Below are 16,792 nucleotides of genomic sequence, written 5' to 3' on the forward strand. Positions count from 1 at the left end.
TGTATCAAGATTTAAGGATCAAGTATCAAGAAACAATAGTCTAGAGTCTTTTGTCTTGATGCTTATGTCTTTTTTAAACATCATGATGTTGTACACCTTCGGCTCCGGCAGATTGCAATTCTGCTTGTAACTCATCACTATTACCTCCACTCACTTCGAGTAGAATTTGGAAGCGATCGTTGGTTACTTCTTCATCAAAAATGATATTATCGGCACCGGGCCCCAGCTTACTGCTGATTAAGAATCCAAAGACCAAAGCAAAGGCTGCCATCAGTACAGTTAACTCAAAGGTAACCGGAATAAAGGAAGGCACCGACAGATATGGCTTTCCACCAAAGTTCAGGGGCCATGCTTCTGTAAATACCCAGGCCTGAAAGCCAAACCCAATAGCTGCACCCATGGCACCTGCAATAAATCCGGCCCGGGGTAATCGCGAGCGACGCATCTTTAGCACTGTATCCAGTCCGTGCACGGGAAAAGGTGTGCGCACATCGGCAATCTCTATATTTTTTTCCTGTAAGGCTTTAATTCCCTCAACCAGGTCCTTATCATCCAGATAATATCCTGATACAAAAGCTTTCTGTGCCATAATTACTTTCCTTTCTTTATAAACTTCTCACTTGATGTCTTCAATACACTCTTCACCTCTGCAATAGCAATTACCGGGAAGAATCGGATAAAGAGGAAGAACAACGTGAAGAATAAGCCAAACGTACCAATATAAATACCTACCTCAACCCAGGTTGGTGAATACATACTCCAGCTAGAAGGCAGGAAATCGCGGTGCAGTGAGGTTACGATAATCACGAAACGCTCAAACCACATCCCAATATTCACGAAAATGGATATGACAAATGTGGCAGCAAAACTACGCCGTATCTTTTTAATCCAGAAGAGCTGAGGAGTAATCACATTACAGGTCATCATGATCCAGTAGGCCCACCAGTAAGGACCAAAAGCTCTATTGACAAAAGCATACTGTTCGTATACCACACCCGAATACCAAGCTATAAACAGCTCAGTAATATAGGCGATACCCACAATGGAACCGGTGGCAATAATGATCTTATTCATTGACTCCAGATGCGCCTTGGTGATGTAATCTTCCAGATTAATGGCCTTGCGCGTGATAATCATCAAGGTTAACACCATGGCAAAACCAGAGAATACCGCACCAGAAACAAAATAAGGTGGGAAGATGGTGGTGTGCCAGCCTGGAATCACCGACGTGGCAAAATCAAAACTAACAATGGTATGTACTGAAAGCACCAAAGGAGCAGCTAAACCTGCCAGTATTAAACTCATTGATTCATGACGTGCCCAATGACGTGCAGAACCGGTCCAACCGAAGCTCAGGAACCAATACACTTTCTTCTTAATGCCCTCCTTCAAACGGTCGCGAATGGTTCCAATATCAGGAATAAGCCCCATATACCAGAACAACAATGAAACAGTCAGGTAGGTAGAGATAGCAAACACATCCCACAACAGTGGAGAGTTAAAGTTCACCCAAACATCGCGTGTGTTAGGATATGGAAAAATAAAGAAGCCTAAAGGCAGGCGACCCATGTGAATGAGTGGAAATAACCCGGCACACATTACCGCAAAAATGGTCATGGCCTCGGCGCTACGGTTAATTGATGTCCGCCATTTCTGACGGAACAATAACAGGATGGCCGAGATAAACGTACCGGCGTGACCGATACCAACCCACCACACAAAGTTGGTGATACCCCAACCCCATCCAATGGTTCTGTCCAGTCCCCATGTTCCGATGCCATCCCAAACCGTAATGAAGATCGAGAACAGTCCGAATCCTAATGCAATTAAGGCTAATGTTAATCCACCAAACCAAAATTTGCCAGGCTTACCGGTCATCGGGGCGTATATATCCTCGGTAACTTTACTGTAGCTTTTTTCTCCGCTAATGAGCGGTTCTCTTACTGGTGATACGTACATTAGCTTAGCGTTTTATTTTTATCCTTATTTCTTACTTTGGTCAAATACACAACCGACGGTAAGGTGTGTAGCTCTTCTAATAAACCATACTGACGGGCATCTTTCAATAGTTTCGACACCTTGCTGTTTGGATCATTCATATCGCCAAACGTGATAGCATCAGCCGGACAAGTCTGCTGACAAGCCGTTTTAATCTCTCCGTCGGCTAACTGGCGACCATCTTTTTTGGCATTTAGTTTCTTATCCTGAATCCGCTGAATACACATTGAGCATTTTTCAATAACCCCCTTGGCGCGTACGGTCACATCAGGGTTGAGCACCATCCGTTTCAGATCTAGTGTCATACCTGCCGGATCAACACGGTTATTAGGAATTGTATCGGCTCCTGTATAATCATACCAATTGAATCGACGCACTTTATAAGGGCAGTTGTTATTACAGTAACGTGTTCCGATACAACGGTTATAGGCCATCTGGTTAATACCTTCAGAACTGTGGTTGGTTGCTGCCACCGGACAAACGTTCTCACATGGCGCATTATCGCAATGCTGACACATCACCGGCTGTCGAACCACCTCCGGATTATCAGAATCACCAGCGTAGTAACGGTCCAAACGAATCCAGTGCATTTCGTGCGAACGACGAACTTCGTTACGTCCCACCACCGGCACGTTATTTTCAGCTGAACATGCCACTACACAGGCATTACAACCAATACATGAGTTCAGGTCTATCACCATTCCCCAGTGATGGCCTTTGTACTCATGCTCGTGATATAATGTAGTATGTAATTTCTCAACCTTTTCATGCATCTCATTGCCAGAAGCAGGATTGGCCAGGTAATCAGCTATCGTTGTTTCGCGAACCAATGCACGTCCTTCCATTGAGTGATGCGATTGGGTTGCGGCCAGCTCATAGGTTGATCCTGTAGCTACAGCCTCTACCTTTGGAATCACATAAGCACGATGACCATTGCTTAGCTCAACCAATGGATATATATTTTTACCCAGGTCACTGGCTACGCGCCCGGCATTACTACGCCCATAACCAACTGCAACGGACAAGGTATTTCTAGCCTGACCAGGTTGCACTAACACAGGTAATTCAATGCCATTAACATTGACTACATCTCCTTGCGTCCAACCACGTAACGCAGCAAAAGCTGGCGAGACAGACACATAATTATCCCAACAAACACGCGATACCGGTTCAGGTAATTCCTGCAACCACGGGTTGTTGGCCAGGGTACCATCACCAACAGGAACGTTTTGGTATAATACCAGTTCCAAATCATTACCTGATGTGGCAGCAGCATTCGCCTTAACTATGGCTGAAATATCGGCTCCTTGATAGGATGTTGCACCTGATGTAGGGTTACCAGCCACAATACCATCCCTAAGGCTTACCTTCCAGAATGATTCGAACTGCTTACCTTTTGCCAGCTCCAGGCTGTAAATATTCTCTTTCCAATATAACTTGATGTAATCATAATAGCTTCCTTCAAAACCGGCCCATGCCATCAGGTTTTCCTGTGGTGAACGGGTTTTAAACAGTGGCCGAATAGCGGGTTGCGTCAGTGTGTAAACACCACTAACCAACTCGGTGTCATCCCACCTTTCAAGAAAATGAGGTGCCGGCAGCTGGTAGTTACATAGCAGGGCTGTTTCGGTTTGTTGTGATTGCACAGCCAAACGCAGAGGCACCTTTTTAATTGCTTCCTCGGTACGCCCCTGCAAAGGAGCCTGATATACCGGGTTGGTTTCCCAGAACATCACAGCACCAACATTACCGTTTTCCATACGGGTTAGCAAGTCATCAAAGGCCTTATCATCGCCCTGGAACAAGTTAAGCGGACGGTCCACAAGGATTGTTTTTCCTATATTTTCGAGCAAGTAGTTGATTTCAACCACCAAGCGCTGAATACTACTGTCATTGGTTCCGGATACGACTAATGATTTCCCTTTGGCGTCTGCTAATTCATCAGCCACCTTAACGATAGCTTGTGGTGCATCAACAGAAGTTACTGCAATACCAGCTTCTTTTGCCAGTTGAGCATAAAGTGCAGCCAAATAGTAGGCTTCATCAACTGCAGGCATTGGGACTCTCTCATCGGCATTGGAACCGGTAAGTGTCATGGTTGCCTCAAACTGCACATGGCGCATCATGTCACGCTGCCCATCTGTTAATTTACGAGCCGAAGCATACTGACGACCAAATGCTGTTGGTTGCAGCCAGGTACCTAAAAAGTCGGCATTAAAGCCAACTACCAGTTTGGCTTGATCGAAGCGGAAAGCTGGTATTATTGGCTGAGCGAAACTCATTTGATAAGCCTCGCGAAGCGCCGAATATGAAAAAGCATCAAAGGTTTCGTGCACCACAAATGGATACTTGGTACTAAAATCCTTTAATAGTTTTTTAGTTGATGGACTAATAATACTGGGTGTCAGAATTACAAATTCTTTGGAAGTATCCCATGCAGCCAGCGTTTCCGACAGCTTAGCATCCACATCTTCCCAGCGTATTGGGTTACCATCTAGCATTGGCTGCGCCGGACGCGACTCGTCATACAGATTCAACAAGGAAGCCTGCACACGGGCCGAGGCTGATCCGCCAGTCATCTGGCAAAGATCATTCCCTTCAATTTTTATTGGCCGGCCATCACGCACTTTCACTAAAATGGGAACCATCTCGGCACCATCGTAAAAGGTTGATGCATAATAGTTGGCCGTTCCGGGCCTGATTTCCTCAGGTTGTATCAAATAGGGGATAGCTTTCTTAACAGGACGCTCACAACCGGCTAAAACAGCAGCCGATGCAATACTAAAACCGAAATACTTTAAGAAGTCACGGCGTGTATTTTTTGAGGACTCGCTAGTATCAGAAAGTACCACAGAAGATTTTTTTTCTTGCGAAGCGTCTTCTTCAGGCAATAAATCTTCAAGGCTTCTCCAGTATTCTTTCATATTGTGTAACTTTAGTAACAAGAGTTAAAACATTAGAATCAGTTAAATCCTGTAACAGTGTCTTTTATCTTGTATCTTAAATCTCTGTGTTAATTAATGGTGACATTTCATACAATCGTTAGCGCCAATATCGGCTGCCTGGATAGAGTCACGAACGCCCTCTGCCAAATCTTTATGCAGAGCTTCGAATGTTTTGTAGTAATCGTTATCCAGAAAATCAACATTCGTCTTCTTATGGCAATCCAAACACCACCCCATTGACAGTTCATTCTCCTGCTTAAGAATGTGCATATTTTCAACTTCGCCATGACATTCCTGACACTCACGCTTACCAACGTTAACATGCTGCGCATGGCTAAAGAATACATGATCAGGTAAATTATGAATTCTCACCCATTCGATATCTTTATTGTTTTCGTATGCATCAACTACTTTGGCGATTTCGAACTGACCAGAGTTAGATCCATTACGTACAACCTGGTGACAGTTCATACACAAGCCGGCACTCGGCAATCCGGCCGACTTACCTTCATCAGCATTGGAGTGACAATACAAGCAATCAATTTTATTATCGCCCGCGTGTACTTTATGCGAGAATTTAATGGGCTGATCGGGCATATAATCCTGGCTTCTTCCCAAGTCAATCATTTCGTGCGCAACAATTTTCAGTTGAAAGCTGATACCAAAAATGATTATTAAAACGTGCACCGCCTTGTAAGGTATTTTTTTGGTAAAAAAGATATCAACCAGGGCTAGTGTCATTAATCCACCCAGCAAAAGGAATATCAGCAATTTATTAATTGAAATAGGTTGCTCTTTCACTCCTGTATCAGCCAGCTCTGCCAGATAGCCCTGCAGATGAAATAGCTGTTCATCATCTAACTGATATTTAACGTGCACCTTTTCGCGCATGGCACCTGTTGGTGTGAGTAAGTGCTCTTTAAAAGTAGCCAAATCCATTTCTGCCGCTACCTTGGCCATTTCAATGGCTGATGGATTCCAGTTCATCGAATCAGCCGGATACATAGCATGACACGACACACAAGAATTGGAACCTTCTCCCGTTGGTATTAAGCCATAAAACAGGCGTTCTCCTACTTTTACGTCAGGCTGAGGGCCTTGCTTTTTTGCAAAAGCCTCCGTTGTGAATCCTGCCCAGTAAAACAGGGCGAAGCACAAAAAGAAAAACTTTAATTTTTTTTCTCCCCGCCAAAGGGAACCGGATAAAGTCTTTACCATAATTAGTCGCTATTAGTTGCTGAGGATTACATCATATATGCAGCTGAAAGCCCCGTTATACCTCAATTTCTTTTTTAATTTTTATTGTTATTTTTTAACAATTCAACTTTCAACCATTGATAACGAATCAATACTAAAATTGTTTAATGCGACAAATATAGCATTTCCGACCTTTTATTCTTTTATTTTCTGGGTAAGTTTTTGCACCAGTTTATAATTGTAGAAAAACTCCTTGGCTATCACCCGAATAATTGTATAAACAGGTATGGCCAGAAACATGCCGATAATACCGGACATATAACCTGCCATTAATATGAGTATAAAAATTTCGAGGGGATGAGCCCTGACACTTGCTGAGAATATAAAGGGTTGAAATACGATATTATCCAACAACTGAACGATGACAAAGACCAATATAACACCAAGCATGAATGGTACAAATTCAGGAGGCGTACTTGTTTGAACAAATGCCACCAGAGCTACCAGAAACCCAAAGAAAGCGCCTATTAGAGGCCCCATATAAGGAATGACGTTCACAAAACCAGAGAATAAACCAATGATCACAGCGTGCTGCATTTCGAGGCCAATCATGGCTAAACCTAATGTTACAAACACACTGATTAGCGTTATCTGCACTATAATTCCAATAAAATACCGTCGTAATAAAGTTTTAATTGAGGCCAGCATATGCTTCAACGCATTCTCATAATGACTGGGAATAAATAACAACAGCCCTTCGATAATCAGCCATTCTTCTTTCAGAAAAAAGAAAGTGATAAATGACACACTAAATGCAAAAATAAATAAGCCACCAAGAAAGCCAGCTAATGATGCGAATATCCCCCTTAGCCTGGAAAAATCGAAAAAGGTCAGTGCAGTCTCTTTAATCTGCCCTTCAACAACATCCAGTCCGGCTTTACCAAACTCGGTATCCCTTAAAGGCTGGAGTAGAGAACCGAGCAGACGCTCAGCCCTTGCAAAAACAACATCCAAATCAACATTGGATAAAAAATGTATTTCTTTTACAATGAATGGAACACTAATGCGGAAGAAAGCCAGAATAAAAACCCAGAGAGTAAGGACTGTCAGCAAAGCACTCACACTATTAGATGGCTTCCAGGAGCGTATGCGAATTTTCTGAATGATATCAAAAATAGGTCGTGCAACCAACGATATAACAGCTGATACAATTAAAAAAGAGACTACAGCCCTGAAGTACCAAATTACAACAATGGCTATTATGGCAAGCAGCAATCCAAACATGTATTTTAATCGTTCAACCATCGGGTAGATAATGTGCAATTTACACTTTAGAATCACGTGAAATAATCTAGCAAAATCAAGTTGTAAACCATTAAAATTTCTTTTTTAGTCAAAAATATATAGCGGTTGGTCCGGAGAAATAAGACGTTAACCATAAGTATAAATATTATCTTATCTAACAGAAAAACTAAACACTATTTTTACCCTACCAAAACCTAATAGATTACTAATGAGAGGAGCGATTGTAGGAGACATTATTGGCTCGGCATTTATAAACTCGCCACAGTCGAGTATTGATTTCCAACTATTAAAACCATTTTCGGCTTATACCGACGATACCATACTAACCATTGCTACTGCTGATGCTATATTAAGGCATATCTCATTTGAGCAAGCCCTAAGAGAATGGACTCAGAAATATCCGAGAGCAGGGTATCAAGCAGAATTTCTGGAGTGGGCACTATCTAACCAAACAAAGCCATATAAAAGCTGTGGCGATGGTGCAGCCAGGCGTATTAGCCCGATAGGGTTTGCGGCCATCTCCCTGGAACAGGCTATCGCCGAAGCCGAAAAGGCAACTGCAATTACACATCCTACGGCTGAGAAAATCAAAGCCTCACAAGCCCTTTGCGGCAGTATTTTTCTGGCTAAAACAGGATGTGACAGAACCAGCATCAAAGACTTTTTAATTAACACAATCGGATACGATTTACCTGAGACACTGAGCAAAGAATGCGCTACAATGATGGAACAACACTATTGCTCGCCTGTTCCTTGTGCAATAGCTGCTTTCCTCGATGCCGAAAACTTTGAGGAGGCCATTCGTAAAGCCATTTGGCTGGAAGGGCCAAGCAATACAATAGCTAGTATAACAGGTGCCATATCGCAGGCTTATTACAAACATATACCCAAAGCCATTACGCGAAAATCCTTATCGAGGCTCGACAATGAATTAGAAAAGGTGCTTATCCAGTTTGAAAACAGCTATTGCCAGGAGCTCATTAATCCGCTAGAAGAAGTAGTATCAAATTACTAGTGCCCCATTGGCACCCACTTGCAAAATTGAGGACATTAAAAAAGGCCGGTTGAACCGGCCTATTATTATATTTTCAGTGGATTTTTAACTTTTTCATCCAGTAAAGCAAATCTCAGAACTTCTGAAACATCCTTAACAAAATGGAATTCTAAACCTTCCAGATAGATATTGTTTATTTCTTCAATGTCCTTCTGATTTTCTTGTGAAAGGATTATATCAGTAATACCGGCCCGCTTGGCCGCCAATATCTTTTCTTTTATACCACCTACAGGTAATACTTTACCCCGTAACGTAATTTCGCCGGTCATGGCCAATCGGGCACGCACCTTACGCTGTGTAAATGCTGATGCCAATGAGGTGACCATTGTAACACCAGCCGATGGCCCATCTTTTGGTATAGCACCCTCTGGTACATGCACATGCACATTCCACTCATCAAAAGTTTCATGCTTAATACCCAGCTTATCGGCATTGGCCCGTAAGTATTCAACAGCCAGTAAAGCCGATTCTTTCATCACATCGCCCAGGTTACCCGTAAGCGTTAGTTTACCCTTGCCCTTACTCAGGCTGGTTTCAACAAACAGAATTTCACCGCCAACAGCAGTCCATGCCAGGCCAGTCACCACACCAGCCGTCGTATTGTCCTGCCATTTATCCTTTGAGAAACGCACAACACCTAAATACTCGGCTACGTCTTTTATAGTAATGGTTTTCTTCAGCTCATCACCCTTGGCAATCTTCAATGCAATCTTTCGGCACAATTTAGCCAGTATTTTATCCAGCTCCCTCACGCCCGACTCACGCGTATATGATTCAACAATGTGCGCCATCACCTTCTTACTTACAGAGATAGTTCCTTTAGGAATCCCATGATTCTCCATTTGCTTAGGCAATAGATGGCGCTTTGCGATTTCCGTCTTTTCATCCAATATATAGCCACTTACATTGATAAGCTCCATCCTGTCGAGCAGTGGCTGTGATATATTACCTAATGTGTTGGCTGTAGCCACAAACATTGTTTTTGACAGATCAAAATCCACTTCCAGGAAGTTATCATGAAAATGCTCATTCTGCTCAGGATCAAGCACCTCCAGCAAGGCTGCCGAAGGATCACCATGTGCACTGGCATTTACCTTATCTATTTCATCAAGAATAAACACAGGGTTGGCTGCACCGGCCTTTTTGATGCTCTGAATAATACGACCAGGCATTGCACCAATATAAGTTTTGCGATGGCCGCGGATTTCGGCCTCGTCGTGCACACCGCCTAATGACATACGCACGTATTTACGTCCTAATGACTCGGCAATGGATTTACCCAAAGAGGTCTTTCCAACTCCCGGAGGGCCATATAAACAAATAATTGGCGACTTTAATTCACCTTTCAGCTTAAGAACAGCCAAGTGCTCAAGGATGCGCTCCTTGACCTTATCGAGCCCATAATGATCGCGATCGAGTATACGCTCTGCACGATTCATGTCATAGTTATCCTTGGTATACTCGTTCCAAGGCAAATCAATTAAGGTCTGTAAGTAGTTATGCTGCACCGAATATTCACCTGCTGCTGGATTTAAACGCTGCAGCTTATCCAGTTCTTTCTTGAATAGATCCTTTACTTCTTTACTCCACTTCTTTTTGGTGGCTTTTTCCTTAAGCTCCCTAATTTCCTGCTCGATAGGACTTGAACCCAGCTCATCCTGTATGGTCTTAATCTGCTGCTGCAGCATATATTCGCGCTGCTGCTGATCGATATCCAGTTTGACTTTACTCTGAATATCGCTTTTCAACTCCTGCATCTGCACTTCTTTGGCCAGATGTTCGAGTAGCAACATACCACGGTCGAACAGCTTATTCTCGGCCAACAGACGTTGCTTCTCACCAACACTAATATCTGAGTTGGAACAAACGAAGTTGATTAGAAAGGCATCGTTTTCGATATTTTTTACGGCAAATGATGCTTCAGGCGGCACATTAGAAGAAGCTTTGATGACGCGTAGCGATAAATCCTTGATGGAACTTACGACTGCCTCAAATTCATTCTTCTGCTTCTCATCCTTTTCATCCTCCAGCCCTTTTACCTTTGCCATATGGTAGGGCTCATCGGTAATCATCTCCTCAATCTGGAAGCGCTTTTTGCCCTGAATGATGACGGATGTAGAGTTATCGGGCATCTCCAGCACCTTAATAACCTTAGCCACTGTACCTATGTCATACAAATCCTCTTTCTGCGGATCATCAACCTTGATATCTTTCTGTGCTACTGCTCCAAATACGCCCTTAGATTTTTGGATCTCCTTGATCAGGGTTAAGGACTTTTCACGACCGATAGATATCGGAATAATCACACCAGGAAATAAAACCGTATTTCGTAATGGCAGAATTGGCAAGATGTCAGGTACCTCAAACGCACTGACATTTTGTTCATCCTCATCTGTAACGATTGGAATAAACTCAGCATCAGACTCAAAAACATCAGACATCAGCACCTCATCAAAACCAAATGTATTATTATCCATAATTCTCATCTCTTAATCAAATGTCATTTAATGACAAATTGTCGGAGGCTAAGTATTTAACCATCCGCTGCGTTAATTGTCAATTGGCGTGCCAAAACCTATTTGAGGGATATTCGGTATTGTTTCGTTTGCTCAAAAACAGCCTCCAGAATTTGTTCATCCTGTTCCGACATTTCAACATTACGTCTGGCCATAGCCTTTGCGCCTGTATTAATCACAGCCTTTAAACTATTAATCCGGTACCCTTGCGGCCCGCCAATTACAAAAGATGGAACAAAATTACGCGGAAAACCACTTCCAAAAATATTTGAGCCAACACCTACAACAGTGCCTGAATTAAAGGCGGTATTAATGGCACACCGGGAATAGTCGCCCATTACCAGGCCACAAAACTGCAAACCTGTTTTTCCAAATCTACCAGCCGAATAATCCCACAGCTTCACCATGGCAAAATCATTCTTCAGATTGGAAGTATTTGTATCGGCGCCTAAATTACACCACTCGCCTAACACTGAATCGCCTAAATAACCATCATGCACTTTATTAGAATAACCGGTAATAACCGAATTACTCACCTCTCCTCCAACCTTCGACCATGGGCCAATGGTAGCGCCTGGCAGTATTTTAGCACCCATGCTAATATGCACCGACTCGCCAATTGCAATAGGCCCACGCATCATAGCACCTTCCCATATTTTGGCATTTTTACCAATATAAATGGGGCCCTCTTTGGGATTCAATGAGCAATACTCGACCTCTGCTCCCTCTTCAATAAAAATCTGATGAATCAACTCAGGGTTTTTATTGAGCCCGACAACTGTCACTGTTTCGTCGATAGCTTGCGACTGTCTATCACGGGTCAGTACCTTATAATCACTTTTTATCTGAGCCTGGTTATGTGGAATGAGCTTATAGATCTTATCAAGAAGTACAAATTCACCTTCAAAGTTAATTACTTCACATTTTTCAAGTGCATTTGCCTGTGCTTCTTGCAGGGAGAATTCAGAAGCACGAACTGCTATAAGAAGTCCTTCCTTAACCAGAGCCTGCCCCTTTTCCAATTGACCAACGGCATGAACCAATTCCTCGTTTGGTAGCACAGAGGCTGAGATAAATATATTATCTTCCTGGATGTTAGTGGCGAATTTCTGTGACAACACATCATCGACCAAATAACTGGCAGAGGCTTTCGTCCAGACCTCCCACTTTTCTTTAACAGTTAATATACCAATACGAATAGCTGCTTGCGGACGGGTAAAAGCCAGCGGCAGCATACCACTTCGATAGTTATTATCAAAAAGTACCAGGTTCATTTTTCAATGTGTTTAATCCTCACAAGAGAAGCATGAGGCAATTTACGATAATTGTAAAAAAAAAGCTCCGGAAACTCCGAAGCTTTATATTTTGTAGCTAAGCAGCAATTACTTGCGCTTATCAAAGTGCTTTTGGTATCTGCTCATGAACTTATCTACACGTCCTGCAGTATCAACAAGTTTCATCTTACCAGTATAAAATGGGTGTGACGTACTTGAGATTTCTAACTTAACCTGAGGATATTCAACTCCGTCGATTTCAACAGTATCTTTAGTGTTAACAGTAGAACGAGTAATGAACGTATCCCCATTTGACATGTCGGTAAAAGCTACCAACCTGTAATTGTCTGGATGAATTCCCTGTTTCATTGTTATATAATTTAATTCTTTAATATTCTTATTCGTATCGGGCTGCAAAGGTAAACTATAAATTTTAACCTGCAAAGCTTTTAATGTATTTAATCTCTGAAATTTATAATTCTTTTTCAGTTTTCGCATTATACTTGGTATCAACAGGTATAGAAGCGGCTCTAACCTCCTGATTATTTTTGTGATTAAATACATAGCGGTAGGTAATGTGTTTTTTACCAAAAGCCGCGCCCATTGACTCTTGCAACACCCTCATTTTAGGGTTGAAATCTCCTACCCAGGATAGTTCCAGTTCTTTCAAATGCGGATTTTTATCTACGGTACCCTTAAGGTGCCAAAACAGACCCGACTCGATACCAGAACGCTGAAATTTTGGGACAACCCCCAAAATCACTACGCGGGCCCTTGTCATCACCTTCTTACGCTTCATCCACAGAAAACGCAGTTTATTCCATAAAGTCAGTTTTCCGTTAAAGTGTTTCAGTATCTGATTCACATCAGGAAACAATACCAGGAAGCCAATTGGCTTATTATCGTGGTATGCATACCAAATTAAATCTTCCATCATAAACGCCTTGGCCTTCATCATGGTAGCTTTCAGCATCTTTTTATCAATGGGAGTAAAATTCTCATGAAAGCGCCAGGCATCGTTATAAACGGTTTCAAAATCATCAATAAAACGGTCGGCCTCTTTTATTTTAAAATGCTTAAAAGAAAATCCTTCCTTTTTAACCACCCACCCTGCAATTTTCCAGAAACGCTCTGGAAATGGCACCGTTAAGTCAAGATGGTTCGTTATCTGCTCAAAATAAGTTACAAAACCATAAGCCTGAAAGAAGTCCTTGTAATATGGCGGATTGTATTGCATGCCAAAACCCGGCTGTGTAAAACCTTCGACCAGACACCCCCAGAAATTATCATTTTCGCCAAAGTTAATGGGCCCGTCCATGGCTTCCATTTCTTGTTCCTTCAGCCATTTCTGAGCTGCATCAAACAGCATAAAAGCCGCTTTTTGATTATTGACACACTCAAAAAAGCCTAATCCACCTGTAGGCTGTTCAAATCCATTGGCCTTTTTATAATTAACAAATGCTGCCACACGCCCAATTACCTCATCATTATCAAGTAATATAAAACGCGTTGCTGTACCATGATTGAAATATGTATTTTGATTGGGATCAAATACTTCCTCAATCATCGCATCCAGAGGCCTGACATATGCCGGGTCATCATGGTAGATGGCTTCAACAACATCTAAAAACTGCTTCCTTGAACGTCTGTCTGATACCTCAACTATCTTCATTAATTATGTGCTTTTTAGAAAAAGGTGAATCATGCATGGGTCATCGCAAAAATAGCCGTTTATTTCAATTATCCTAAGAAAAGCTATATAAATAGCGCCCTGCAGACCGCTTATTCCCGCTTTATAATTTCACCCAAACCGCAGTTTGTATTCAAATAAAAAGCGAGCACTGCGGCTCGCTTCAATATTTTTAAAATGAAAACCAGGAATCGTAATCAACCGGCTTTTTAACTGGAACATCCTTATGGAAATACTCGTTGTGAGCAGCTACATATTCATAATCAAGGCTCATAGATTGCCAGTTGGTGGCAACCTGCCTAACGGCATCTATCAAATAATCTACTTCCTTATCGGTCATTGTTGGGTGAATTGACATCCGTATCCAGCCAGGCTTTTCCGAAAGGTCGCCTTTATTGATTTTACTGGTGATTTTATTGGATGTATAATAATCAACATGCAACAGGTAGTGCCCATAGGTTCCAGCACACGAACATCCGCCGCGCACCTGAATGCCATAGTGGTCGTTTAACAAACGAACTGCCAGGTTAAAATGCAGTTTATCGATGTAAAACGAAATAGCTCCAAGACGGTCTTCTACATTATCGGCTAATATATTCATGCCGGGGATGGTTCTAAACTCCCTAAATATCTTTTCAACTATTTCCTTTTCACGATCATGTATTTTATCAACGCCCATTTGCTCTTTGAGCCTGATGACCATCGCTGCCTTGATTGACTGCAAAAAGCCAGGTGTACCACCATCCTCGCGCGCCTCTATATCGTCCACATAGCGGTATTTACCCCAGCGATTGGTCCAGTCCACCGTACCACCTCCTGAATTATCGGGCGCCGAATTATGGTAAAGGGCCCTATTGAACACCATCACCCCGGAACTACCTGGTCCACCCAAAAACTTATGAGGTGAAAAGAAGATCGCATCCAGACTTTGAAGCGGATTACCAGGATGCATATTAATGGTATCGTATGGTGCAGAAGCTGCAAAATCAACAAAACAGAACCCGCCGTTTTCATGCATGATTTGCGCCAGTTCGTAATAAGGCGTTCTTACGCCAGTCACATTGGAGCAGGCGATAAAAGACCCAATTTTTAAGGTCCTGTTACGGTATTTCTGAACTTCACGGCGCAGGGCGTCCGGATTAACCAACAGCTGATCATCCGGCTCAATCACCACTACATCCGCGTTGGTTTCAAGCCACGAGGTATGATTCGAGTGGTGCTCCATATGCGTGATAAACACAACCGGGCGCTGCTCAACCGGAATACTGCAATAACGCTGTGCCTGCTCAGGCACTCGCATTCCAAGTATTCGTTGCAGCTTGTTAATCACATAGGTCATGCCAAAACCAGCCGTGATAATAATATCATCTTCACCGGCATTCACATGCTTCTTTATAATATTGTGAGAATGCTTATAAATATTGGTCATAATCATGCCAGTATCGCTCGACTCAGAATGCGTATTGGCCACCATCGGTCCAATTTTATTCTTCATCAATTCCTCAATTGGGCCATATAGCCGGCCACTGGCAATCCAATCAGCATACACCAATGGTTTTTCCCCGTAAGGCGTTTGTAGCTTAGCATCCCAACCGATCGTATTCTCCCTGAATTTCGCAAAATATGCTTCCAATGCGTTCATAAATCAAATGGATTTACTGTTTTTTCAAGCCTGTAGCTTGCATTATCATTTCCAGAAAAAAGTTAGGGGTGAACAAATATAAATCTTAAAATAGGAACCCAACATGATTTTTCACCAAATGAGTGAACATCTCGTCTAACAGCACTTATGCTTCCTTCAGAAAATCAATTTCCGCCCTTAACTCTTCAGCCATAGTCAACTGATATCGTTCACTACTATTTTTCAGGTCTTCAATATATGTTTCCACCTCTTTGATTGAATCAGGAGAAGTACGCATATACATACGCAAAGCAAAGGATACGGATCTACATACCAAAGGGTTACTCTGCACTTTTAGACATGCCATCAAATCATCGACCCCAACATTGCCAGTCACTTTTGCGTTTTTCAACTGATGCCCATAGGTATAGCAGGCCATAGCTGATAAATAAGAATCAGCAGCGCTTAACCACATCGGCATCAATTGATTGGCGGCCGTTAACCTCGGCCACAAAAACATAGCCGTTCGCTCCACCAAATCTTCATTATCAATTTTAGCAGCCCATTCCTCACACCGTTCCACAGTCATTTCCTCTGCCGGAACAATGATAGCAGCCAATAGCATGGTCTCTCTAATCTCAAGAAACCATAACCTTTCTGCCAACTCATAACTTACCCGTATCCGGCGCGCCAATTGCTTCAGGTGAGGCATAGCAACACCATAATTCACCCGATAATTAATACCCCGACTCTCCATTTGTGAAGTAGTAGCACCATTCATGTGCAAACGCACCTGATTTTTTACCCACTCCACATCTTTTTCTACTCTCTGATTTTCAATAAAAAACTTCATATCTCCCATGAATAAACAGATACAAAGGAAAAAGTTTTTTTTATTTTTTTTCATTCTTCTTGCAAATATTAGTTCACAAATACTATCTTTGCATCGCAAAACAGAAATGGTGGTTGTAGCTCAGTTGGTTAGAGCGCTGGATTGTGGTTCCAGAGGTCGTCGGTTCGAACCCGATCTTCCACCCAAAAGCCTCAGTTAGAAATAGCTGAGGCTTTTTTTATACCATAAACTGGCAGTCTCTCTTTATTTATATCTGGTTTAAATTACTGATTACCAACCAACGCAAGTATTATTTTTAGTAATTTCATTGTTTGTGACCTCTCTACAGGAAAACAACGG

12 protein-coding genes and 1 tRNA gene are annotated in these 16,792 nt (G+C 42.4%); 2 read left to right on the forward strand and 11 right to left on the reverse strand.

Annotated elements, in window-relative coordinates; genetic code table 11:
* Positions 1-73: 73 nt before the first annotated feature.
* The 5 genes from KEM09_RS04555 to KEM09_RS04575 all read right to left on the reverse strand — a co-directional run bounded on the left by KEM09_RS04555 (position 74) and on the right by KEM09_RS04575 (position 7,445).
* Positions 74-589, reverse strand: a complete 516-nt coding sequence (locus KEM09_RS04555) for a DUF3341 domain-containing protein (RefSeq protein WP_212188623.1) — start codon at positions 587-589, stop codon at positions 74-76.
* Positions 590-591: 2 nt separating this feature from the next.
* Complete coding sequence (nrfD, locus tag KEM09_RS04560; RefSeq protein ID WP_212188622.1) at positions 592-1,959, reverse strand: NrfD/PsrC family molybdoenzyme membrane anchor subunit; 1,368 nt, start codon at positions 1,957-1,959, stop codon at positions 592-594.
* A complete protein-coding gene (locus tag KEM09_RS04565; protein ID WP_212226075.1) occupies positions 1,959-4,922 on the reverse strand; it encodes a Fe-S-cluster-containing hydrogenase in 2,964 nt (987 codons plus the stop codon). Before KEM09_RS04565 ends, nrfD begins: the two co-directional genes overlap by 1 nt.
* A gap of 93 nt (positions 4,923-5,015) precedes the next feature.
* Positions 5,016-6,161: a cytochrome c3 family protein gene (locus KEM09_RS04570; protein ID WP_212226078.1), complete on the reverse strand. Its 1,146-nt coding sequence runs from the start codon at positions 6,159-6,161 to the stop codon at positions 5,016-5,018.
* Between the two features lie 174 nt (positions 6,162-6,335).
* The gene (locus tag KEM09_RS04575) at positions 6,336-7,445 is read right to left on the reverse strand and encodes an AI-2E family transporter (protein WP_212226080.1); all 1,110 of its coding nucleotides are present in this window, start codon (positions 7,443-7,445) and stop codon (positions 6,336-6,338) included.
* A 208-nt stretch (positions 7,446-7,653) separates the two neighbouring features.
* Here KEM09_RS04575 and KEM09_RS04580 point away from each other — a divergent pair, with 208 nt between their 5' ends.
* On the forward strand, positions 7,654-8,460 hold the full coding sequence (locus KEM09_RS04580) for an ADP-ribosylglycohydrolase family protein (RefSeq protein WP_212226084.1): 807 nt from the start codon (positions 7,654-7,656) through the stop codon (positions 8,458-8,460).
* A gap of 65 nt (positions 8,461-8,525) precedes the next feature.
* Here KEM09_RS04580 and lon read toward each other — a convergent pair whose 3' ends face one another.
* The 6 genes from lon to KEM09_RS04610 all read right to left on the reverse strand — a co-directional run bounded on the left by lon (position 8,526) and on the right by KEM09_RS04610 (position 16,453).
* Positions 8,526-10,976, reverse strand: coding sequence for an endopeptidase La (gene lon, locus KEM09_RS04585; protein WP_212226087.1), 2,451 nt, complete (start codon positions 10,974-10,976; stop codon positions 8,526-8,528).
* 98 nt (positions 10,977-11,074) lie between these two features.
* A complete protein-coding gene (locus KEM09_RS04590) occupies positions 11,075-12,289 on the reverse strand; it encodes a putative sugar nucleotidyl transferase (protein ID WP_212226090.1) in 1,215 nt (404 codons plus the stop codon).
* A 108-nt stretch (positions 12,290-12,397) separates the two neighbouring features.
* On the reverse strand, positions 12,398-12,658 hold the full coding sequence (locus KEM09_RS04595; protein WP_200464468.1) for a type B 50S ribosomal protein L31: 261 nt from the start codon (positions 12,656-12,658) through the stop codon (positions 12,398-12,400).
* A 103-nt stretch (positions 12,659-12,761) separates the two neighbouring features.
* Positions 12,762-13,961 (reverse strand): GNAT family N-acetyltransferase, encoded by a 1,200-nt coding sequence (locus tag KEM09_RS04600; RefSeq protein ID WP_212226092.1) that lies wholly within the window; start codon positions 13,959-13,961, stop codon positions 12,762-12,764.
* A 190-nt stretch (positions 13,962-14,151) separates the two neighbouring features.
* A complete protein-coding gene (locus tag KEM09_RS04605; RefSeq protein ID WP_212226095.1) occupies positions 14,152-15,621 on the reverse strand; it encodes an aminotransferase class V-fold PLP-dependent enzyme in 1,470 nt (489 codons plus the stop codon).
* 145 nt (positions 15,622-15,766) lie between these two features.
* Positions 15,767-16,453, reverse strand: coding sequence for a DNA alkylation repair protein (locus KEM09_RS04610; RefSeq protein WP_212226097.1), 687 nt, complete (start codon positions 16,451-16,453; stop codon positions 15,767-15,769).
* A gap of 108 nt (positions 16,454-16,561) precedes the next feature.
* Here KEM09_RS04610 and KEM09_RS04615 point away from each other — a divergent pair.
* A tRNA-His gene (locus tag KEM09_RS04615) sits at positions 16,562-16,637 on the forward strand.
* Positions 16,638-16,792 lie beyond the last annotated feature (155 nt).

Source organism: Carboxylicivirga mesophila, assembly GCF_018271975.1.
GTDB lineage: Bacteria > Bacteroidota > Bacteroidia > Bacteroidales > Marinilabiliaceae > Carboxylicivirga > Carboxylicivirga mesophila.